Source organism: Hyphomicrobium denitrificans 1NES1 (assembly GCF_000230975.2).
Taxonomy (GTDB): domain Bacteria; phylum Pseudomonadota; class Alphaproteobacteria; order Rhizobiales; family Hyphomicrobiaceae; genus Hyphomicrobium_B; species Hyphomicrobium_B denitrificans_A.
Map to the genome: position 1 here is coordinate 2,594,214 of NC_021172.1, position 19,782 is coordinate 2,613,995.

21 protein-coding genes are annotated in these 19,782 nt (G+C 60.4%); 7 read left to right on the top strand and 14 right to left on the bottom strand.

Features of this window, described 5'->3' with window-relative positions:
• Positions 1 to 126 precede the first annotated feature (126 nt).
• Positions 127 to 828, top strand: a complete 702-nt coding sequence (locus HYPDE_RS12415; RefSeq protein WP_015598823.1) for a sulfotransferase family 2 domain-containing protein — start codon at positions 127 to 129, stop codon at positions 826 to 828.
• Between the two features lie 117 nt (positions 829 to 945).
• Here HYPDE_RS12415 and folP read toward each other — a convergent pair whose 3' ends face one another.
• The 11 genes from folP to tolQ all read right to left on the bottom strand — a co-directional run bounded on the left by folP (position 946) and on the right by tolQ (position 13,211).
• The gene (folP, locus tag HYPDE_RS12420) at positions 946 to 2,052 is read right to left on the bottom strand and encodes a dihydropteroate synthase (RefSeq protein ID WP_015598824.1); all 1,107 of its coding nucleotides are present in this window, start codon (positions 2,050 to 2,052) and stop codon (positions 946 to 948) included.
• 303 nt (positions 2,053 to 2,355) lie between these two features.
• Complete coding sequence (ftsH, locus tag HYPDE_RS12425; RefSeq protein ID WP_015598825.1) at positions 2,356 to 4,311, bottom strand: ATP-dependent zinc metalloprotease FtsH; 1,956 nt, start codon at positions 4,309 to 4,311, stop codon at positions 2,356 to 2,358.
• Positions 4,312 to 4,467: 156 nt separating this feature from the next.
• Positions 4,468 to 5,802, bottom strand: a complete 1,335-nt coding sequence (gene tilS, locus HYPDE_RS12430) for a tRNA lysidine(34) synthetase TilS (RefSeq protein ID WP_015598826.1) — start codon at positions 5,800 to 5,802, stop codon at positions 4,468 to 4,470.
• Positions 5,803 to 5,829: 27 nt separating this feature from the next.
• Complete coding sequence (gene ybgF / locus HYPDE_RS12435; RefSeq protein ID WP_015598827.1) at positions 5,830 to 6,855, bottom strand: tol-pal system protein YbgF; 1,026 nt, start codon at positions 6,853 to 6,855, stop codon at positions 5,830 to 5,832.
• A 174-nt stretch (positions 6,856 to 7,029) separates the two neighbouring features.
• On the bottom strand, positions 7,030 to 7,818 hold the full coding sequence (locus HYPDE_RS12440) for an OmpA family protein (protein ID WP_015598828.1): 789 nt from the start codon (positions 7,816 to 7,818) through the stop codon (positions 7,030 to 7,032).
• Between the two features lie 144 nt (positions 7,819 to 7,962).
• Positions 7,963 to 8,478 carry a peptidoglycan-associated lipoprotein Pal gene (gene pal / locus HYPDE_RS12445; RefSeq protein WP_015598829.1) on the bottom strand — a complete coding sequence of 172 codons (516 nt, stop codon included), beginning with the start codon at positions 8,476 to 8,478 and terminating at the stop codon, positions 7,963 to 7,965.
• A gap of 442 nt (positions 8,479 to 8,920) precedes the next feature.
• Positions 8,921 to 9,046 (bottom strand): hypothetical protein, encoded by a 126-nt coding sequence (locus HYPDE_RS19710; protein WP_015598830.1) that lies wholly within the window; start codon positions 9,044 to 9,046, stop codon positions 8,921 to 8,923.
• Positions 9,047 to 9,471: 425 nt separating this feature from the next.
• Positions 9,472 to 10,809, bottom strand: a complete 1,338-nt coding sequence (gene tolB, locus HYPDE_RS12450; protein ID WP_015598832.1) for a Tol-Pal system beta propeller repeat protein TolB — start codon at positions 10,807 to 10,809, stop codon at positions 9,472 to 9,474.
• Positions 10,810 to 10,889: 80 nt separating this feature from the next.
• Positions 10,890 to 12,029 carry a cell envelope integrity protein TolA gene (tolA, locus tag HYPDE_RS12455; RefSeq protein ID WP_015598833.1) on the bottom strand — a complete coding sequence of 380 codons (1,140 nt, stop codon included), beginning with the start codon at positions 12,027 to 12,029 and terminating at the stop codon, positions 10,890 to 10,892.
• 2 nt (positions 12,030 to 12,031) lie between these two features.
• Positions 12,032 to 12,490, bottom strand: coding sequence for an ExbD/TolR family protein (locus HYPDE_RS12460; RefSeq protein ID WP_015598834.1), 459 nt, complete (start codon positions 12,488 to 12,490; stop codon positions 12,032 to 12,034).
• A 4-nt stretch (positions 12,491 to 12,494) separates the two neighbouring features.
• A complete protein-coding gene (gene tolQ, locus HYPDE_RS12465) occupies positions 12,495 to 13,211 on the bottom strand; it encodes a protein TolQ (RefSeq protein WP_015598835.1) in 717 nt (238 codons plus the stop codon).
• 561 nt (positions 13,212 to 13,772) lie between these two features.
• Here tolQ and HYPDE_RS12470 point away from each other — a divergent pair.
• From HYPDE_RS12470 to HYPDE_RS12495, 6 genes are all read left to right on the top strand, one after another.
• Positions 13,773 to 14,162: a hypothetical protein gene (locus HYPDE_RS12470; protein WP_015598837.1), complete on the top strand. Its 390-nt coding sequence runs from the start codon at positions 13,773 to 13,775 to the stop codon at positions 14,160 to 14,162.
• An 11-nt stretch (positions 14,163 to 14,173) separates the two neighbouring features.
• Complete coding sequence (locus tag HYPDE_RS12475; RefSeq protein WP_041320466.1) at positions 14,174 to 14,560, top strand: hypothetical protein; 387 nt, start codon at positions 14,174 to 14,176, stop codon at positions 14,558 to 14,560.
• A 9-nt stretch (positions 14,561 to 14,569) separates the two neighbouring features.
• Positions 14,570 to 14,755: a hypothetical protein gene (locus tag HYPDE_RS12480; protein WP_015598839.1), complete on the top strand. Its 186-nt coding sequence runs from the start codon at positions 14,570 to 14,572 to the stop codon at positions 14,753 to 14,755.
• Entirely contained in the window at positions 14,752 to 16,137 is a 1,386-nt protein-coding gene (locus HYPDE_RS12485; protein WP_015598840.1) for an APC family permease, read from the top strand. The genes HYPDE_RS12480 and HYPDE_RS12485 overlap by 4 nt, the downstream gene beginning before the upstream one ends.
• Positions 16,138 to 16,203: 66 nt before the next feature.
• Positions 16,204 to 16,884 (top strand): hypothetical protein, encoded by a 681-nt coding sequence (locus tag HYPDE_RS12490; protein ID WP_041321265.1) that lies wholly within the window; start codon positions 16,204 to 16,206, stop codon positions 16,882 to 16,884.
• Positions 16,881 to 17,168, top strand: a complete 288-nt coding sequence (locus HYPDE_RS12495; protein ID WP_015598842.1) for a hypothetical protein — start codon at positions 16,881 to 16,883, stop codon at positions 17,166 to 17,168. The genes HYPDE_RS12490 and HYPDE_RS12495 overlap by 4 nt, the downstream gene beginning before the upstream one ends.
• Before the next feature lie 31 nt (positions 17,169 to 17,199).
• Here HYPDE_RS12495 and ybgC read toward each other — a convergent pair whose 3' ends face one another.
• The 3 genes from ybgC to ruvB all read right to left on the bottom strand — a co-directional run bounded on the left by ybgC (position 17,200) and on the right by ruvB (position 19,770).
• The gene (gene ybgC / locus HYPDE_RS12500; protein WP_015598843.1) at positions 17,200 to 17,676 is read right to left on the bottom strand and encodes a tol-pal system-associated acyl-CoA thioesterase; all 477 of its coding nucleotides are present in this window, start codon (positions 17,674 to 17,676) and stop codon (positions 17,200 to 17,202) included.
• The gene (locus HYPDE_RS12505) at positions 17,673 to 18,611 is read right to left on the bottom strand and encodes a metallophosphoesterase (RefSeq protein ID WP_015598844.1); all 939 of its coding nucleotides are present in this window, start codon (positions 18,609 to 18,611) and stop codon (positions 17,673 to 17,675) included. The genes ybgC and HYPDE_RS12505 overlap by 4 nt, the downstream gene beginning before the upstream one ends.
• 112 nt (positions 18,612 to 18,723) lie before the next feature.
• On the bottom strand, positions 18,724 to 19,770 hold the full coding sequence (gene ruvB / locus HYPDE_RS12510; RefSeq protein ID WP_015598845.1) for a Holliday junction branch migration DNA helicase RuvB: 1,047 nt from the start codon (positions 19,768 to 19,770) through the stop codon (positions 18,724 to 18,726).
• Positions 19,771 to 19,782 lie beyond the last annotated feature (12 nt).

The following is a 19,782-nucleotide window of genomic DNA, read 5'->3' on the forward strand; positions in this document are numbered from 1 at the left end:
CGCTCAGATCGGGTTGATCGGCCACAAGGCTTCCGGCGACTAACGGAGTTAGATATGCATAAATGCTTGGCATGAAACCGGGGACCGCGCGACAGGCCGCGGGGGGAGAAAGAGTGGAGACCACTCGTGATCATCAGCTTCAGCCGCCAGTTCATATTCCTCAAGACTCAGAAGACAGGTAGCACGAGCGTTGAGATCGCGCTCTCGGCGCTGTGCAGCCCAGACGACGTGCTGACACCGATCGCGCCGCACGAAGAGCAAATCCGCCAGCAGAACGGCCGCGCCGCACAGAATTTCCTAATCCCGCGCGATTTCCGGCCGTGGTGGGCGAGCGCTAGCGAAATACTGGGACTAAAGCGATTGTCGTCCGGCACGAGCTATTACAATCACATGTCGGCAACCGAGCTGCGGGCACGCATGGACCCCGCGCTTTTCGACAGCTTCAAGAAGGTGACCATTGTCCGCAATCCCTGGGACCGCGAGGTGTCGTTGTTCTACTGGCACACGCGAGCTTCGCAGGCGCCACAGGATTTCGGCAAGTTCGTCCGCCGGCGGCTGTCCAATCCGGAGCGCAAGACGTTCAAGCTTTATTCGATCGACGGACGAATCGTGGCGACGCACATCCTGCGCTACGAGACGCTAGCGAAGGATTATGACCGCTTTGTCCGCTCGCTCGGCATTGCCGATCCTGTGCCGCTCGGCAATGCCAAGGGAGCGTTCCGGCCGAATGGCGCGCGCAACTATCGCGACATGTATGATGACGCGACACGGGAGATCGTGCGGCAGCGCTACCGGCGGGAGATTGATACCTTCGGGTATTCGTTTTAGGGCGAGCGAGGCGGCGCAGGTGCTGCGGCGGCTAGGCGCTGGCGCGGGCCTTGCGCAACTCGGCTTTCGCCGCCCTGAGACCGCCGATCCTCTGGGCAGGGCATTCCGATTGCACGCTCAGGCGAGCCCCTTCTCGGTGCCCGCCGCACAGGCGCGCCAAACTTCGATCGCCTGCTTCGTTTCCTTGACGTCGTGCACGCGCAGAATCTGCACGCCTGCCGCGACGCCCGCGACCGCGCAGGCCAGGGAGCCGGGTACGCGGTCCTTCGCGTCGTCGACGTCACAGAGCTGACCGATCATCTTCTTGCGACTTGCACCCAGCAGAATGGGCACGCCCAGCCCGTGATAGAGCGGCAGGCCTGCCATGACTGCGACGTTGTGGTGAAGGTGCTTGCCGAAGCCGACGCCGGGGTCGGCGACGATCTTCGATTTTGGAATCCCGGCAGCGACGCACGCCTGCACGCGACTTTCGAGATAATCGAACACATCGAGCACGACATCATCGTACTGAGGATTGTCGTTCATCGTTTTCGGATCGCCTTGCGCGTGCATCACGATCACGGGCAGTCCCGCTTCAGCCGCGACGGCGAGCGAATCCCGATCGTGCGTAAACGCCGAGACATCATTCAAGATGTCGGCTCCAGCAGCTGCGGCGCGGCGCATCACCTCGGCCTTGCGGGTATCTATCGAAATCACGGCGCCTGTCTTGGCGCGCAAACCTTCGATAACAGGGATGACGCGCCGCAGCTCTTCCTCAACCGGAACGAGGTCGGACTGTGGGCGTGTGCTCTCGCCGCCGATGTCGAGAATATCGGCGCCTTCCGCCACAAGCTCCAGTCCATGGGCAATCGCTTTTTCGGCACTCATATGCTCGCCGCCGTCCGAGAAGCTGTCCGGGGTGACATTGACGATGCCCATAAGTCTCGGCCGGTCGAGCGACAGTCCGGCGATCCGCGGCCGCTGCGAGGAAAGCTCCTCGAGAATGTCGGCGGCGGCTAAAGCTTCGCGCCCCCAGTCACCGCTGAACGCATCGCCCAGTACGATCGTGCGCCGCTTCGTCTCGGGCGACGCCCGCGTCAACACATCCAATGCCGCGAACGACAGCCGTCCGCCGGCGAGTGGCAGCCCTCTCCATTCGGGAATTTCGGCCTCGTCGACCGCGCGGCGGCGCCCGGTGCGATCCCAGAAGATCGCCGTAGGCTGGAGATAGATCGAGCGCTTCATTGCTGAGGGTTTCCGTCGGTGTCGAGATTCTTACGCGGCTTAGTGAGAAAAGGAATTTGATAGTTCGCCTGGATCTTCACCCCACCCCTAACCCCGCCCCGTCAAGGGGAGGGGAATAAGAGCAAGGGCATCCATTATCCGCAATCCGTACACGCTTCAGCGATCCTTCCTGGATAAGCGAGGGCAGGTGGGTGGGAGCGAGTTGGCACCGCGCTCCGATATTGGCGGCGGCAACCGCAAACGAAAGCGGCCGCGAAGCTAACGCGGCCGCTCGATGATTGATAGCGTGTTGTGGCGAGAGACTTAGCCCTGCGGCTGCGGTTCCGGTCCGATGTCGATGCCGCCGGTCGACTCGCCACGCGGGCGTGGCGGCTGGCGGCCAGCGGACGGCACGGCCGATCCGGCGGGGCCCTTCGAGCCATCGTCATCATCACGGCGAGCGATCTTCTCGCCGCGCATGATAGCCTGACATTCCTCACCCGTGATCGTCTCGTATTCCATGAGCGCCTGCGCCATGGCCTCGAGCTCGGCTTTATGCTTCGTCAGCACTTCCCAAGCGGTATTCTGCCCCGCGGTCACGATGCGGCGTGTCTCTTCATCGATGAGCTTGGCGGTTTCCTCACTCATATTCTTCTGTTGCGTGATCGAATGCCCGAGGAACACTTCCTGCGAGTTTTCCGAATAGAGCAGCGGGCCAAGCTTGTCGCTCATGCCCCATTCCGTGACCATGCGCTTGGCGATACCGGTCGCTTGGCTGATGTCGCTCGACGCTCCGGTATTCAAGTGCTCGCGGCCGTAGATGATCTGCTCGGCGACGCGGCCGCCGAAGGCCATCGCGATCTTGCCTTCGCACCATTGCTTCGAATAGCTGAGGCGATCACGCTCCGGCAAACTCATCGTGACGCCCAGCGCCCGACCGCGCGGAATGATCGTCACCTTGTGCAGCGGATCGTTGCCCGGCACGACGAGGTTGACGATCGCGTGGCCCGCTTCGTGGTAGGCGGTCGCGAGCTTTTCTTCCTCCGTCATGGCCATGGTCTTGCGCTCGGCGCCCATCATGACCTTGTCTTTGGAATCCTCGAACTCGGCCTGCGTGACGAGCCGCTTGTTGCGGCGCGCGGCGAGCAAAGCCGCCTCGTTGACGAGGTTCGCAAGATCGGCGCCCGAGAAGCCCGGCGTACCGCGTGCGATGACCTTCGGATCGACGTCCGGTGCCAACGGCACTTTCTTCATATGGACGCGCAGGATCTTCTCGCGGCCGATCACATCCGGGTTCGGCACGACGATCTGTCGATCGAAACGGCCGGGCCGCAGCAATGCGGGATCAAGAACGTCGGGGCGGTTCGTCGCCGCGATGATGATGATGCCTTCGTTGGCTTCGAAGCCATCCATCTCGACGAGCAACTGGTTGAGCGTCTGCTCGCGCTCGTCGTTGCCGCCGCCGAGGCCGGCGCCGCGATGACGGCCGACGGCATCGATTTCGTCGATGAAGATAATGCAGGGCGCATTTTTCTTCGCCTGCTCGAACATGTCGCGGACGCGGCTCGCACCGACGCCGACGAACATTTCGACGAAGTCGGAGCCCGAGATCGTGAAGAAGGGCACGTTGGCTTCGCCCGCGACGGCGCGCGCGATGAGCGTCTTACCCGTGCCGGGAGGGCCGACGAGCAGACAGCCGCGCGGGATGCGTCCGCCCAGGCGCTGGAATTTCTGGGGATCGCGAAGGAACTCGACGATCTCTTCGAGATCGGCTTTCGCTTCGTCGACACCGGCGACGTCTTCAAACGTGACACGGCCGTGACGCTCGGTCAAAAGCTTGGCGCGCGACTTGCCGAAACCCATGGCGCGCCCCGAGCCAGACTGCATCTGGCGCATGAAAAAGATCCAGACGCCGATCAGCAACAGCATCGGGAACCAGCTCAGCAGGATGCTCGTGATCGACTGCACTTCGTCCTCTGCGGGCCGCGCTTTGAACTTCACACCCTTGTCGCGCAGACGGGTGACGAGATTCGGATCCTCGGGCGCATAGGTCGAGAATGCCGCTTCGCTTCCCGATGCATCACGCCTCGTGCCGGTGATACGATTACCGGCAATAACAGCTTCCGACACAGTACCTTTATCGACTGCGTCAAGGAATTCCGAATATTGAATCTCGTTAGTGTGCCTGGACTGGCTCGGATTGCTCACCAAATTATACAGGGCGAGCAGAAGGACGAACAGCGCCGCCCAGATCGCAAGTTTCTGATAATTAGGGTTCATTTGGCTCCCTGCTGACGCCAGTCACGCGGATAGCGCACTGGGCTCCGGCGGCGCTCGGTGCCGGATTGCCTGCTTAACATAGGGGGCTCGGCACATCCGCACAAGTTCAGCCATGACCCGAGGTCGTCGCTGCGCCTGCAGCATGCCTATAAATCCTTAATAAGCAGCGGACAGCGCCAAAGCCTTAAGCTCACACCCTGCTTCCAAGAATGGCGCTTCGGACGCAACTGCGAAAGGCGCGAGCGACGGCACCGCGACCAAATCGTCATCCTTCCAGAACGACGGAAGGGCATGCACTGCCCGTGCCGGCGGTCGACGACCGGGGATAAGGCGGCCGGCAATCACCAAGTAATTTTCCTGGCCGAGCGGCCTTACTCGGACAGGGCCGATCGCTTCCGGCACCCGACGGACGATGAACCGCCGGTCCCAGGTCCGGCTTTCGCCGGGGACGAGCAAGAGATCAGGCTGGGCGAGCCGGCCGGCCTCGCGCCAGACACGGATGAAGCGGCTGCCGCTCGAAACCATGGCGCCGCCGAGCGTCGCGGTGCTTTTTTCTTCCGCCTGAAGCCTGGCCGCGAGATCTTCGATCTCGGAGAGCTCAGGCCTTTCGCTGGCGCCGCCGTAGCGCGCGATGAGGCGAGCGAGGAGCCTCTGGCGAAGCAGGGTTGGCCCTTCGCGGAAGGCTTCCCGGTCGAAGGCCGCAAAGACTTCGTTGCCAAACGACAGAGCGAGTGTCGCGGTGAAGCGTTCTTCAGCGTAATGCAAAGCTGCCTCGGCGTCGCCGAGACGCCGCGCCGATGTTGCAAGGGCCGCGGCTGAAATTCCAGTGGCTACCAAGGCGGGCAGCAGCGCGTGCCGAATGCGCGCACGCTCGTAGCGAGAATCCTTGTTGGTCGGATCGTCGACACATGGAACACCGCGTGCTTCAAGCGTCGCGATGAGGCGCGATTTTGGAAACGGCAGAAGCGGCCGCAGAAGTCGGACGGTCGAACCTTCGAGCAGGGCGCGCTCGGCCGGCATTGCAGAGAGTCCGGTAACGCCCGCCCCTCGTGCGAGGCGCATGGCGAACGTCTCAGCCTGATCGTCGAGATGATGCGCCGTGACGACTGCGACGGTGCTTGCAGCCAGGCTTCGCGCATGCGCTTCGAGCAGCCGATAGCGGGCCTGCCGCGCGGCATCGGGAATACCGCTCAGAGGCTTCTCGTCAGTCCACGGCAAGGTAGCGTGCGGCAATCCAAGGCGAAGCGACTCGCGGGCTACAAACCCAGCCTCCCGGGAAGCTTCGGGCCGCAAGCGATGATCGACTGTTGCGGCGGAGAGCGATGGCAGCGCACCATTCCGGCGCTGACGCCATTCGGCCGCGAGGACGAGCAGCGCCATGCTATCCGGCCCACCGGAAACGGCCAGAACGACGTGATCAAACTTCGCGAGCTGCTCGAAAGCGGCGTCCGCTTCGATTGGTGCAACCGGCACCTGCGCATCGCGTGGCATCGTTTTTCACCACTACTTTATATTACTCTATTGGCACCCAACGCGCTGGCGTTCGCTTTGCGCACGCGCCTTGACACTTTGAGGGGCCGTCGGAAATTTAGACGCCAATTCGGCGAACGATGAGCAAGCGGCATCCTTCTGGCCGAGGCGATCGAGCGACATCGCGAGCTTCAGCAGGCTGTCCGGCGCCTTGGCGCTTTGGGCATAGGATTGATAGCCCTTCAGGAAGGCGCTCGCAGCAGCCTTGTATTGGCCGCGTACGAAATGTGTCTCGCCGAGCCAGTATTGCGCGTTGCCTGAGAGCGAGTCGTTCGGAAACTTCTTCAAAAATTCGTCGAATGCCGCTTCGGCGGCGCCATAATCGCGCTGCAGGAGATAGCCGTAGGCCGTCTCATAGAGTTGTTTGGGGTCGTTGCTCGACGTGCTGGCTGGAGCCAACGCGGCCGTCGCGACGGTTGCTGGCGCCGGTACGGCACCTGTCTGGCCTACGGCGCCGGGGGGGGCTTCTGGAGAATGCGCGCCGTCGCTGTTCAGAAGACCGCCGATGGCATCGTTGCCAGTCGCGACCGTCGTCGAGCCGAAGCCTGGGTTCGGCGCCGTGGGGGGTTGTGCTTGCGGATGTGCTTCCTGGCCCGCTAGCGCCGTGTCGGAGGAGGCCGGAATGTCGGAACGACGCGGCGTGCCGCCGAGGCTTCGCACCTGATCGGACAGTTGCTGAACCTGGGCCGTCAATGCGCGGACCTGTGTCTCGAGTCCTTCGATGCGCGCGGCATCACCATCGCCTCCAGCCGTCGACGCCGGAAATGGCGCGGGTGCCGAACCGCCGCTCTTCGCTAGCGTCTCAAGCGTTCCGACGACGACCTGCATGTCGACAAGTTGTTCTTCGAGCGATCGGACACGTGCCTGCAATCCGCTCTCTCCGGTAGCAGCCGCGGCACTTCCCTTTGCCGCCTTCTCGTTCGATTGGGCAAACACCGGCGTTGCCGCCAGAAGCAATGCGACTGCTGCTGCGGAAATTCCGAATCCGACTGGAATCCGTTTGCGCTTAGCCATGCCCCGGCCTTGCTCCGTATGATTCGATAAAGCCAATGATTTCGATATCGACACAGACCCTATCACGGCCATGCGTCTATCAAACTGTCTCGTGCGCCCGATATTGGGCAAAATCAAATGAAGAGTCATGGGCTTCCCCCGCCGATGCGGCAATTGCGGCAAAGCCGCGTCCGCTCACTGCGCTACTTGCCCCGTCTCAACCGCGCGCCCCAACGATGATTTGGTAGTCCGTGCCGCTGGAGATTGCATGCTTGACCGTATCGGGTCCTGGTCACGGAGGTCGTTAATAAAAACTTCGGCATTCCGATTCTGCGCCCGGCACAAAGACGTCGAGCAGACCGCGACTTTGTCGTCGTTGCCGGTCGGTCTCAGTTCGATCCGGCTCGGATCGAGTCCCGCCGCAACGAGACGATCACGCACGGCCTCAGCCCGCTGCGTGGACAGAAGTTGCGCCGATCTTCGGTCGCCGCCATCGTCGGAGCGGCCGATCACCGTGACCGTAAGGTTCGGCCGGACTTTCAGCCAGCGCGCTTGATTTTCGATGATGCTGCACGCGCGACCGCCGAGCGTCGCGCTGCTTTCCGCGAAAAAGACGCGATCTCCGACGCTGACGAGGAAAGCATGGCGATACTCGGCCGTTCGCTCGGCTTCATCGGCGCGGATCGCGGCGCGGTCTTCTTCAGTGCCGCCATTGGTATCGAGGGCCGATAAAGCTCGCCGCGCGCGTGAAGCTTCGGGCGAACTCGGAAATACCGAAATGAGCTTCTGGAAAAGCCGGCGCGCGGAATCGACTGCGTGATCGGACGCTGCGTCCAGGCCGTCAACGAGGAGTTCTGCAGCGGTCTCACCATTGGGACCGTCGTCATCGTTCTGCGCGAACGTCGGCAAAGGCAATGCGACCATGACGGCGAGCACCGCCGACACGACGCCAATCACGACACTTGAAGACCGCAATTTGTACATTTAACGGGGGCGCAAGTATTCCGACTTCGCGCCCGTTATGGTCGGCCAATCAGGCTAAACTTTGCCAAATTAAGGCCAATCGAAAGCAATTCGCGCGTGTGGCTAATTTAAACCAATCGAGCGCGCCGACCCGAATAGCGGGATTTAGCGCTGGCTTACGACGCCGCCGCTGTTCAGCACGGTCTGGGCACGCCGGTTCTGCGACCAGCAGGAAATATCGTTGCAAACAGCCACCGGACGTTCCTTGCCATACGAGATCGTGCGGATCCGGGCGCCGTTGACGCCATGCTGCGACAGGAAGTTGCGCACGGTCGTAGCGCGGCGTGCACCGAGGGCGATGTTGTATTCGCGCGTGCCCCGCTCGTCGGCATGACCCTCGATCGTAATCGCGTATTGGGAATACTGCTGCAGCCACTGCGCCTGCTTGGTCAGTGTCTGCTGCGCTTCTGGCGTCAAGTCGATCGAGTCTGTCGAGAAGTAGACGATGTCGCCGACGTTCTGACTGAAGTCGCGCTGAGACCCGGGAGTCGCCGCGCCGTATTTGCCGCTCAATGCATCCGGCTGCAGTTCCTTGTTGCTCGCGCACGCACCGACAGTCGCTGCGAGAATCGAAACGGCGGCGAGGCGCAGCCACATGCTCCGCGCAATCGATGCCAGCATTTCGTTTATCCCTTTCGTCTCGACCGCAACTCTCGAGCAAGCCAGATAGCGTTCAATCCGCTCCGCAAGAGGCCATCTTTGTTGCGTCAGCGTTTAGTGGAACGTTCAGCCGAAAATATGGCCAATTCCGCGGATTCACAGCGATTTCATATGCATCGAATGCCAACGCAATTGTTAAGCGCAGCGAGACCGTCAGCCGACCCAACGATTTGTAACATCGCGGATTTGCGGTGCACGTGCGACCAATTCGATTCCACAGAATTTTCCCACACGCAAAATGTGGTCATTCCGGGAGCACAATTCGGACGCGGTTCCTACAGAAAACACCGGTCCGGTTGCGGACATCCAAAAGCTCAAGACCGAGATGGTGGCGAGGAAATCGCCAACAACTCGGTCTTGAAGTTCGGTATGAAAAACGCAGTACTCAGAAGCCAAGCAGCACTTAGCGCACTGCCTGCTCCGAAGCGGCCGGACCGCCGAGCTTCATTGGCTGATGCTCAACTTCTTTCCGGCATGCGCCGACAGCAACAGCAACTAAAACTGCAGCAAGAACGATTGCGCTCTTCATGAGTAGTCTCCTTTGAGTTCCAAACAGTCCGCTATTAGCGAACGGCCTGGCTGCTTGCGGTGGGACCGCCGAGCTTCAAAGGAACATGCTCAGCTTCGCGACGGCATGCGCTAACCGCAATAGCCGCTGCTACGACTGACAAAAGGATCAGCCCCTTCACACCCTGCATGGTCATATCTCCTGATACGATTCCGGCAAAAGCCGTACTCTGGGGTACCGGGCGGGCGTCTGGCGATCAAGGAGAGAGGCGGCAAACGCCAAGTTTTCCAATCCGATAGATGCGAAAATGCAACGACGACGCGTGTGGGAAAGTCAACACTTTTCCGATTGCCCAAATAGCGCCCAACCCCTTGTTTTAAGCATATTATTTTGCTCGTTTCGAAGCCCGCTTCGATCTCCGGAGACATGCGTTCGTAAAGAAGGTGTTAATTTAGAAGCGGTGACCAGGCGGGGTCCGAGGCGAAGGATGGAGTCGTGACCTGGCGCTCATTAAAGCCGGTGATGTCGACCGAATAAATCTTCGGTCCGCCGTTCGTCGACTGGGAATCGCGCCAGAACATCACCACCCGGCCGTTGGGGGCCCAGGTCGGGCCTTCATTATGGAAGCCTTCGGTCAGGACGCGTTCCCCGGAGCCATCAGGCTTCATCACGCCGATCAAGAACTGGCCGCCGGTCTGCTCGGTAAAGGCGATGTAATCCCCTCGTGGCGACCAGACCGGTGTCGAATAGCTGCCGCCGCCCTGAGAGATCGGGTGTGCTCCCGACCCGTCCGCATTCATAACGTACAAGCGCTGCGCCCCATCGCGGTCGCTTTCGAACACGATCTGGCGGCCATCCGGGGAGTAGCTCGGACTGGTGTCGATGCCGTTCGACTCGGTCAGTCGGCGCGACTGCCGCGTCCTCAGGTCCATCTCGTAGATGCTGGAGCGGCCATCCGGCGTCCCGAGACTCATAACGACCCTTTGTCCGTCAGGTGAGAATCGCGGCGCGAACGTCATACCCGGGAAATCGCCGACAAGCTCTCGCCGACCGGTCTCGAGGTTCATGATGAAAACCTTCGGCTGGTCGGACGTGTATGACATGTAGGTGATTTCCTGATTCGTCGGCGAGAACCTCGGCGTCAGGACGAGTTCCTTGCCTTGCGTCAGAAGGCGCACATTGGCGCCGTCCTGGTCCATGATTGCGAGCCGTTTGACGCGGTTCTGCGCCGGCCCCGTCTCGTCGACGAAGACAATGCGCGTATCGAAGTAGCCCTTTTCGCCGGTCAGCCGCTCATAGACGCTGTCTGCGATCATGTGCGCGATACGCCGCCAGTTCTGCGCGGATGTTGAAAATCGCTGGCCGGCGAGCTGCTTCCCGCTCGCGACGTCCCACAGCCGGAACTCGGCGCCGACCCGGCCGTCACCGGCATTGACAACACGCCCGACGACGAGCGCATCGGCCTGCACGGACCGCCAGTCGCCGAACCGCGGCACCGCGTTGATGTCTCTGATTTGCTCCAGGAACGACGCGCGGTCGAGGGGGCGGAATAGCCCCGAGCGTTCGAGATCGGCCTGCAGCACGTCCGAGACGTTACCTGCGAGCTGCGGATCGTCACCGACGAACAACGGGATCGCTATGGGGATTGGAGCGATCGTTCCTTCCGTCTGCGTCCCTTTGAGTTGTGCCAGCGCCCGTGTCGCCAAACCACAATCGAGCGTAAGCCCGACGGCAATCAGACAGATGAAGGCAAGCGCGTGCTGTAGGGGATTTTTCCGGCTCATGCTTGATGTCTCATCTGTCAATCGTTGGTCATTTCGAATGGTGCTTCGCTTCGCGGTCGAATGAAGCAACTTTTTGGCGTTTACAACATTTGGCGCGGATCGAAAGTCCAGTCGACGATCTTCCACGCATTGTATTTGTCGGGCGGCAATCTGAACGGCGCGCACATCCTTACGGCCCGGAGAGCAGCTTCCGTGTAGACTTGCCCCGCCGTGGTCGATGGTGCCGATGTGACACGAGGCTCGCCCGCGAGGCTACCGTCGGGGTTCATTTCCCAGTGCAATTCGACAACCGGAACCTCCTCGCCGCCGCCGGTGCCGGGCGGCCGCCAGCAACCGTTGAGCTGCGACTTGAGCATTCCCTTCAGCAAATCCTGCTCGCGCGCCGATAACACCGTATCGGTGCCGGTGGCCGTTCCCGCTTCCCTGCCGGTTTTATCGGCAGTCGTGCTTGAGCCCGCGGCCTGCTGACCTTTCTTCCGCGGATCCTTATCGAGCAGCGCTTTCGGAGGTGCGTCATCCGGCGATTTATCGAGGATCGAAGCGATCCTGCTCGGATCGAATTTTTTCTTTGCCGCCTCAGCCTTTTTCCTGGCTTCTTCCTGCTTCTTTTTTTTCAGCTCAGCGGCGCGCTTCTTTTTCGCGGCCTCCTCGGCTTTTTTCTTGGCTTCTTCTTCGGCTTTTTTCTTTGCCTCGTCCTCAGCCTTTTTCTTGGCTTCCTCTTCGGCCTGCTTCTTGGCTTCCTCAGCCTTGCGCTCATCCTCGAGCTTCTGCTCCAGGAGCTTCTTGTCGTCGGGCGTGGGTCCGGGTGCAGGCTCAGGCGGCGGGGGCGGTTCCTCCAGCTTTTTGGCGATCGGATCGGGCTTCACCTGCTCGGCTGCTTTCGGAGGTTCGGCAGGCGGAGGAGGTTCTGCCTCGGGCGGCGGCTCGGCCTTGGCGACTTCCTGCTCCTGCGGCGGTGGAGGAGGCGGGGGCGCGGCGTTGCTCGGCTTTGCGGTGTCGTTCTTGCTGTCGTCGGGCTTTGGTTCTTCCTTAGCCTTCGTCTCGAGATTTTTCGCGTCCTCGCTGCCTTGTTTCAGGCGCAGGAATTCCGACGGCGTGATGATGTCGGCAGCGATCGCCGGCGTGTCAGGCGTCAGCTCCGGAACAGAGCGCATGGAAAACAGCGCCCATCCGAGAAGCGCGGCGTGGAAAGTTAAGGACAGGACAAGTCCGAAGGGCACCGCTAAGTGCCTCCCTTCTCCTGATCGAGAACGAACGACAGCTTTTTGAATCCACCGTCGTTGATGCGCCCCATCACTTTCATTACGACGCCGTACGGAACGCCTCTATCGCCGCGCACGAAAATCGTCTCGTCGTAACCGTTCTTCGCAATGGCCTTGAGCTTGGTCGCGAGGTCGTCGAGACTGATCTGCGTATCGCCGATGAAGACGTCACCGTTGACCTTCACCGTGACGGCGAGCGGTTCCTGCTTCGGCGTCGGAATCTGCTGTCCCTTCGCCTCCGGAAGGTCGACCGGAATGCCGACTTGCAGAAGCGGCGCGGCGACCATGAAAATGATCAAGAGCACAAGCATCACGTCGACCATCGGCGTGACGTTGATTTCGCTCATCGGCGCGTTGCGGCCGCGGCGTCTGCGACCGCGCCCACCGCCACCACCGCCTACTTTTATGCTTGCACCCATGTGATCAGGTCCTCACGTCGATCTGACGCGATACGATCGCGGCGAACTCGTCGGAAAAGGCGTAGAGACGCTGAGAGATCGCAGAGGAATCGGCGGAAAATTTGTTATAAAAAACGACGGCCGGAATAGCCGCCATAAGTCCGAGCGCGGTTGCAAAAAGCGCCTCTGCGATACCCGGCGCAACGACGGCAAGAGACGTATTCTTCGATACGGCGATCGACTGGAAACTCGTCATGATGCCCCAGACGGTGCCGAAAAGACCGACGAACGGCGCCGTCGAGCCGACGGTCGCGAGAAAGAGCAGACGGCGGTCGAGGCGCTCCATTTCGCGGCTGATCGTAACGTCCATCACCTTCTCGACGCGAAGCTGAATGCCGCCGAGGGCACGAATGTTGCCTTCGACGGAGCGCTTCCATTCGCGCATCGCGGCGACAAACAATGCAGCCATCGTGATCGTGCGTCCGCGCGAGAGATTTGCATAAAGCTCATCGAGCGACTGACCGGACCAGAAGAGCTGCTCGAAACGATCGCTCTCAACGCGCGCACGGCGGAACGCGAGAAGCTTCTCGAAAATGATTGCCCAAGACCAAACAGAGGCGAGCCCTAATCCCGTCATCACGATTTTGACGACGATACTGGCCTGCATGAACAGTTCGATGAAGGAAAACCCGGCTGCATTGACCGGAGCAACGACGCCTTGAGCGACATCCGCAGGATTCATTTCACCATCCATGTCGAAGAACTGCAGAGCTCTGTTGGAGCGCGCATGAGATTAACGGTCAGGAAGCGTCGGCGATCGCGCGCCGCGGGCTCGCTCGCGATTGCGTTTTGACGGTGTAATGACGTTCATCCCGACAGCCATGCCCCGCCGCATGCGCTTCTCTTAGAACAGAGCTTTCGCCGCGCAATATGACCAAACAAGGGCTCCCCTACCGCAGTCCTGATGGCGCACGCTGCGGTTTATCCACGTAAAATGTGCGACGAAACCTCTCCCTCGCGCTGCGCGGCGGCCGACGCCCGGCCTGCGCCCCGAATCAACGACCGCTTCTTCCCAGTGGCCGATATCGACGACTCGTGCACTCTATTTCAGCAGTTGACTAATATTTATGCATTTCGCATTGCAAAATGACAATAACACGCTGATTTCCTAGCGTTGATTCTGCCTTCATGTGCAGCGCATTGGACGCACCGCATCATCGAATTTTGTTTTCATGTTACGAAAAAAAGTTGACTAGGAGCCAACTAATACGCGAGTTGATAGTAGCTCGGGCAATCAGGCAAAGTGCCACACTTCGCCCTCGCCGGGGTTCAAATTTGCAATCAGAAAAAAGACCTCTTTCCGTTCACGTTGGATGACAGGGAAACGCCAATGCAAAAGGAAAATCCTCACGCAGATCCACGAATAGCCAAGTTGTTTTCCGGGGACCGTAACTGGTCGCTGGTCGCAGTTGCCGTCCTATGGGCGCTCTATGCCTTCGTCTTCTTTGAAACGAAGGACTACCTGGGCGATCCGCAGGTTGGTTGGACGCTCGCGATATTTGGCGGGCTTGTCGTCTTATTCAATACCGCAGCCATTTTGGCGATGGTCGCGCACCTCAGTGAGGAGCGTGAAGAAATTTACGGGCTAGATCTGCATTACATCGATCTGGCGAAGAAAAAATCTTATAGTTGATAGGTGGTACCGTGGAAAAGCCTCACTACGAACCTCCAAAGCAATCTGCTCTCGGCCAGCTCTTCGACAGTTTGTTCCTGCTCGTCCTCGTGCTTGCCGCACTTTTCACTCCTCTCTACTTGAAACTAGCTGGTGGCGGCAAAATCGAGCTGCCCCTTGCGGACAAATCGACGTGGGCCGGTCTCGGCCAGAATGCAGCGCAAGCCGCGCAGTGGGAGAAGCTCGGTTTCCATCCGGACACTGCTGCTCCGCTCATCACGTCACGGTTCGATTACAGCTTCAGCCCGCTCGAACTCGGCATCACCGCAGTCGTGGTGATCGGTTATTTCGTGCTGCTGTTTATGTTCTCGAAGCGGGAATACATCGAAGTGATCGAAGAACGCTTCGGCAGAAAGTGAGAGGCAGAGATGGACAATTGGCAACTCCTCGAATATGCGGCCTGGGCCCTCTCGGCTCTGCTTGGTCTCTACATGCTCTTTGACACGATCAAAACTAATCGCGCTTATAGCGAAGATCTCCTGACGTCTTCGCGTGAAGGCGAGATCGACGAAACGCTGGTCATTGACCCGCCACACCAAGGGGGACATCTATGAACCAGGCGACAGCCGTTCACGGAGAGAAGATTTCTCTTCTCCGCGTTCTAGGCCCAGCTCACGTGTGGGCATTGGGCGTCGGCATCGTGCTCGTCGGCGAGTACATGGGCTGGAACTTCGCAGTTGGCAAAGGCGGCGCAATTGCTGCCTTGATCGCCTGCTGGGCAGCCGGCCTGCTTTATACCTGCGTCGCCATGATCGACTCGGAAGTGACGTCCACCGTCGCTGCCGCCGGCGGTCAATATGCGCAGTCGAAACACATCATCGGACCGTTGATGGCGTTCAACGTCGGCCTCTATCTCGTGTTCGCATACACGATGCTCGAGGCGGCGAATGCCATCACGCTCGGCTACCTCGTCCAGACAGTCGGACAAATGGCCGGATTCGCCGAAGCGCATGACAAGCCGTTCATCGTCTTGACCATCATGTTTTTGGCCTGGCTCAACTACCGAGGTGTCTACGCGACCTTGACGGTGAATCTGATCCTCACCGCCATAGCGTTCATCGCCATCGTCATCCTGTTCACAGCAGTGAAGCCGTGGTCGACCGAATTGCTCAATCATAAGGAAATCCTGAATGGACTGCCTTATGGCTGGATCGGCGTCCTTGCATCGCTGCATTTCGGTCTCTGGTATTATCTTGGGATCGAAGGAACGTGTCAGGCTGCCGAAGAAGTCCGGTCACCAGCACGATCGCTGCCACTCGGAACGATGACCGGCATCATGACGCTGCTCATCGCGGCAACGATGACGTGGTATCTCTGCGCAGGTCTAATGCCATGGGAATACCTCGGCCAGGCAACGACGCCGCTCTTCGATGCCGCTCGGCTGACAAGCTCGATGCCGTTGATGGTGCTGCTGTTTGTCGGAACGATGTTCTCGACGCTGGCCTCGGCCAACGGCTGCATCAACGATGCTTCGCGAGCGTGGTTCTCGATGGGCCGCGACCGCTATCTGCCGACGTGGTTCGGCGCCGTGCATCCGAAGAACAGGACGCCCTTCCGGTCGATCGTGTTCCTGGTGCCTGTCGCGTTGATCTTCGCATACTTCGCGCCGCTTGATCAGGTCATCACCTTCTCGATCCTGTCCGGTCTGCTCGAATATACGTACATGTCGATCCAGGTGATCTTCTTCCGGCAGATGTGGCCGCTTGACTCGATCAAGCGCGGATACGTGCATCCGTTCCATCCGCTGCCGGCACTTGTGCTTCTGGCTATCTGCTCCACGACGTACTTCGCAGTGTTCCTCGGGTATGGCACCCAGCTCATCGCGATGATGGTGTTCTTCATCGTCGCTTCGCTGTGGTTCCATTTCCACCGCTACAAGTACGTCCGGCGCGGCGACCAGTTCACGATGAACTGGCCACGGCCAAGAGGTTACTGAGGTCCGCAACTCACAGGTGGCGCATTCTTTGCGATGCGTCACCTGTTTTTCGAGAGAGAACCGTTCATGCCTCTCATGCTTGCTGCTTTGCTGCTAGTCGCATCGGTCTCGATTCTTGTCTTTTTCGGCCGCCACGAGGCGCGCGTGGCCGCGGCCGCCCGTCATCGCATTCTCGATCCTTCCCTGAACGTCCTCGAGGCGGCCAAAGTCGAAATCGACGCTTGCGACTTTCCGAAGATGGAGGGGAAATTTCGTGGACGCTCATTCCGCGTCGCCCTCGTTCCCGACACGCTGACGTTTCGCCGGTTGCCACAGCTTTGGCTCGACGTCACGCTCAAGCGCAGCCTGCCAGTCGACGGCAGCGTCGCAATCCTCGTCCGGCAATCGGGCGCTGATTATTTTTCGCTGACCGATCACCTCAACGAACGGTTGGCGCCGCCTGAAAACTTTCCGGACGTGTGTCTGATCAAGGGCGACGGCCCGGGCGCCCGTCACATCCTCGACCGGATTGCTCCTTATGTGGCGAGTCTCCTTCGCGATCCTCACTTCAAGGAGATCGCCATTACACCGCGCGGCATCCGCATCATGCGCCAGCTTGCGGAAGGCAAGCGCGGCGACCACCTCATTCTGAGGCAAATCGTTTTCGAAGGCGCCCGGCTCAACCCCGAAGAGCTCGAGGACGTCATCGCTGCGGTACTCGAAATCGAGACTCTTCTTCTCAACGTCAAGCTGGTGTCTGCTGCATGAATGCACTGCAAGCCGAGCGCAAACCCATAAACCCGTATCTGGTTCTGGCTCTTGCGATTGTTCTTCCGGGCATGGGGCATGTTGCGATCGGCCAGCAACAGCGCGGCTTCATGTTCGCCATGTTTACGCTGCTGCTCGCGTTGCTCACTTGGCAAATCGCGCCCCCCGACCGTTCGATGATCGGGCGATCGGCACTGGGGCTATTCGTGTGGGCGCTTTCGATCCCAGACGCTTACCGTCTCGCGCGTGTGAACTGGGAGACTTGGAAGCGAAAGCATCCTTAGGCTTCGGCCTATTCCTTCGACTTCCGCGCCGCTAGCTCGCTTGCGTGTGCGCGAGGAAAGCATTGCGCACGGCGTCGCTCAAACGCAGCGGCTTCCCCGATACCGATATGAGAACCACCGTCACCTCGGCTTCGGCGATGCGCTTGCCGTCGCGAATGACCGTCTGAATGAGCGTGACGCTCGCGCCGCCAATCTCCTTGACGCGGGTTTCGACCTCGAGCAGGTCGTCCATGCGTGCGGGGCGGAAGAAGTCGAAGCTCATCCGACGAACGACGAACGCAGCCGGCTCGCGGTTTTCGGAGCCATCGATCAAGCGGCGCGCATCGGTTCCGAGCAGCCTCAGAAAGTCGGTGCGGCCTCGCTCGCAAAAACGCACGTACGATGCGTGATAGACGACACCGCCAGCGTCGGTATCTTCAAAATAGACGCGGACGGCAAGCACGTGGCGCTGCCCGCTGTCGTCGCGGATGAGGCGGCCCGCAAGATCCGGCCATTCACGGGCGGTCACGCTTCGCCTCCGCTGCCGAGCTCGATCATAACGATTTCAGGCGGCGACCCCAGCCTCACGGGCAAACTCGAACAGCCGAGGCCTCCCGAAACGATCAGATTGCGGCCCTTCTCGATTTTATGGCCGTAAACGTAACGCGATCCGAAGCGCGACGGCACCACGGGCGCAAAGCCGAATATACGAACCTGACCGCCGTGCGTATGGCCGGAAATAGTCAGCGAAACGCGATCTGGAACTTGCGGAAAAATATCCGGCTCGTGCGCCATCAGGACCACCGGAGCATCGTCGGTGACCTGCGCCAACGTGTGCGGAAGGTCGTCGACGCCCTGGTAGCGATAGCTATTTTTTGCGGCGAGTTCGTCGTCTTCGCCGGCGCGCAACCAGAACGCCCATTGATCACCCAGACCCGCGAGCCAGAACGGCTTGCCGTCTTTCTGCAGCCTGATCGCCTGGTTCTGATAAACCGGGATGCCCGCAGCCTCCAACGCAAGTCCGGCACGTGTCGGCCCGGCGCGCCGCTCCTGCACCGTCGCCTCATCCCACCAGTCGTGATTGCCGAGCACGGCATGCACGCCGAGAGGGGCTTTGAGACCAGCAAGTGCGGTCGCCCAACTGCCGGCGCGGACCGGCGTCGACAATCGCCCGAGGGTGCGGCCCACGACATAATCACCGAGCAACAGGATAGCATCCGGCTCGAGACTGTTCGTCTGGTCGACGATTGCCGCGACCCGATCTGTGGACATCCATGGCTCACAGACATGGAGATCCGCCAACACTGCCAAGCGCAAATTCAAACCTGGAGTCCAACCGGGAGGTGTCAACTGGTAAGGCGTCACGCGCTCATGGAACGACTCGGCGACGGCGTAGCTGCTTAGGGCCGTGGAGCCCAATCCCAATGCAGCAAGCATCTTCAACAGGTCGCGACGGCTGATCATAAGGAGTCTTCCGAAGAATGGCGGCGGCGCAATCTATGCGCCGAGCCGGACAGTCGTCCAACAATGCTGGCGAAAGCATGAATTTTGCCGCTCCGCGTGGCCGATAGCGTCGTTAAGTCTCGCCCCCGCCGTCATCAAAGATCGGCAAATCGGGAGTAGTCGTCCGAGCCGGACCGCTGACGCCAAGATGGCGGTAGGTTTTCAGAGTCAAAACCCGACCACGCGGCGTGCGGCTTATGAATCCTTGCTGCAGGAGAAATGGCTCGACGATTTCTTCGAGTGCGTCCCTGGGCTCGGAGAGCGCGGCGGCCAACGTTTCGATGCCCACCGGGCCGCCCTCGTAATTATTCAAGATACATCCAAGATAGCGATGATCGAGCGCGTCGAGGCCTTCGGCGTCGACCTCCAACATCTTCAGCGCTTTATCCGCGACCGCTGCGTTGACGACGACGGCGCCGTCGACAGCTGCAAAATCGCGCACGCGGCGAAGCAGACGCCCGGCGATGCGCGGCGTTCCGCGCGATCTCTTGGCGATCTCACGGGCGCCATCGCTCGACATGTTGGCGCCGAGCACACGAGCACCTCGCGAGACCACCTGCTCCAACTCGGGAACGGAATAGAAATTCAGCCGCACCGGAATGCCGAAGCGATCGCGCAGTGGATTGGTCAATAGTCCGGCGCGCGTCGTCGCACCGACGAGTGTGAATTTCGGAAGGTCTATCCTGACCGAACGCGCTGCGGGCCCCTCGCCGATCATCAGGTCGAGTTGGAAATCCTCCATCGCGGGATAGAGAATTTCTTCGACGGCCGGGTTCAGACGATGGATTTCGTCGATGAAGAGCACGTCGCGCTCTTCGAGGTTGGTCAGCAACGCCGCGAGGTCCCCGGCCTTCGAGATCACGGGGCCCGAGGTCGCGCGGAATCCGACACCCAGCTCCTTGGCCATAATCTGCGCCAGCGTCGTCTTGCCGAGGCCCGGCGGCCCCGCGAACAGCACATGGTCGAGCGCGTCGCCACGGCCGCGTGCCGCCGTGATGAAAATACGGAGATTGGCGCGCGCCTGCTCCTGGCCGATGAACTCGTCGAGCGACTGCGGGCGGATTGTCGCCTCGAAGGCGTCCACGTCCTTTCGCGCGCTGCTGACGAGCCGGTCGGTCATGGTTTGTTCGTG

What these genes read in the sequence shown, in the direction of transcription:
- folP (WP_015598824.1), bottom strand. Translation starts at nt 2,052, where the DNA reads ATGAAGCGCTCGATCTATCTCCAGCCTACGGCGATCTTCTGGGATCGC.
- ftsH (WP_015598825.1), bottom strand. Translation starts at nt 4,311, where the DNA reads ATGAACCCTAATTATCAGAAACTTGCGATCTGGGCGGCGCTGTTCGTC.
- tilS (WP_015598826.1), bottom strand. Translation starts at nt 5,802, where the DNA reads ATGCCACGCGATGCGCAGGTGCCGGTTGCACCAATCGAAGCGGACGCC.
- ybgF (WP_015598827.1), bottom strand. Translation starts at nt 6,855, where the DNA reads ATGGCTAAGCGCAAACGGATTCCAGTCGGATTCGGAATTTCCGCAGCA.
- HYPDE_RS12440 (WP_015598828.1), bottom strand. Translation starts at nt 7,818, where the DNA reads ATGTACAAATTGCGGTCTTCAAGTGTCGTGATTGGCGTCGTGTCGGCG.
- pal (WP_015598829.1), bottom strand. Translation starts at nt 8,478, where the DNA reads ATGCTGGCATCGATTGCGCGGAGCATGTGGCTGCGCCTCGCCGCCGTT.
- HYPDE_RS19710 (WP_015598830.1), bottom strand. Translation starts at nt 9,046, where the DNA reads ATGAAGAGCGCAATCGTTCTTGCTGCAGTTTTAGTTGCTGTTGCTGTC.
- tolB (WP_015598832.1), bottom strand. Translation starts at nt 10,809, where the DNA reads ATGAGCCGGAAAAATCCCCTACAGCACGCGCTTGCCTTCATCTGTCTG.
- HYPDE_RS12460 (WP_015598834.1), bottom strand. Translation starts at nt 12,490, where the DNA reads ATGGGTGCAAGCATAAAAGTAGGCGGTGGTGGCGGTGGGCGCGGTCGC.
- tolQ (WP_015598835.1), bottom strand. Translation starts at nt 13,211, where the DNA reads ATGAATCCTGCGGATGTCGCTCAAGGCGTCGTTGCTCCGGTCAATGCA.
- HYPDE_RS12480 (WP_015598839.1), top strand. Translation starts at nt 14,570, where the DNA reads ATGGACAATTGGCAACTCCTCGAATATGCGGCCTGGGCCCTCTCGGCT.
- HYPDE_RS12485 (WP_015598840.1), top strand. Translation starts at nt 14,752, where the DNA reads ATGAACCAGGCGACAGCCGTTCACGGAGAGAAGATTTCTCTTCTCCGC.
- HYPDE_RS12490 (WP_041321265.1), top strand. Translation starts at nt 16,204, where the DNA reads ATGCCTCTCATGCTTGCTGCTTTGCTGCTAGTCGCATCGGTCTCGATT.
- HYPDE_RS12495 (WP_015598842.1), top strand. Translation starts at nt 16,881, where the DNA reads ATGAATGCACTGCAAGCCGAGCGCAAACCCATAAACCCGTATCTGGTT.
- HYPDE_RS12505 (WP_015598844.1), bottom strand. Translation starts at nt 18,611, where the DNA reads ATGATCAGCCGTCGCGACCTGTTGAAGATGCTTGCTGCATTGGGATTG.
- ruvB (WP_015598845.1), bottom strand. Translation starts at nt 19,770, where the DNA reads ATGACCGACCGGCTCGTCAGCAGCGCGCGAAAGGACGTGGACGCCTTC.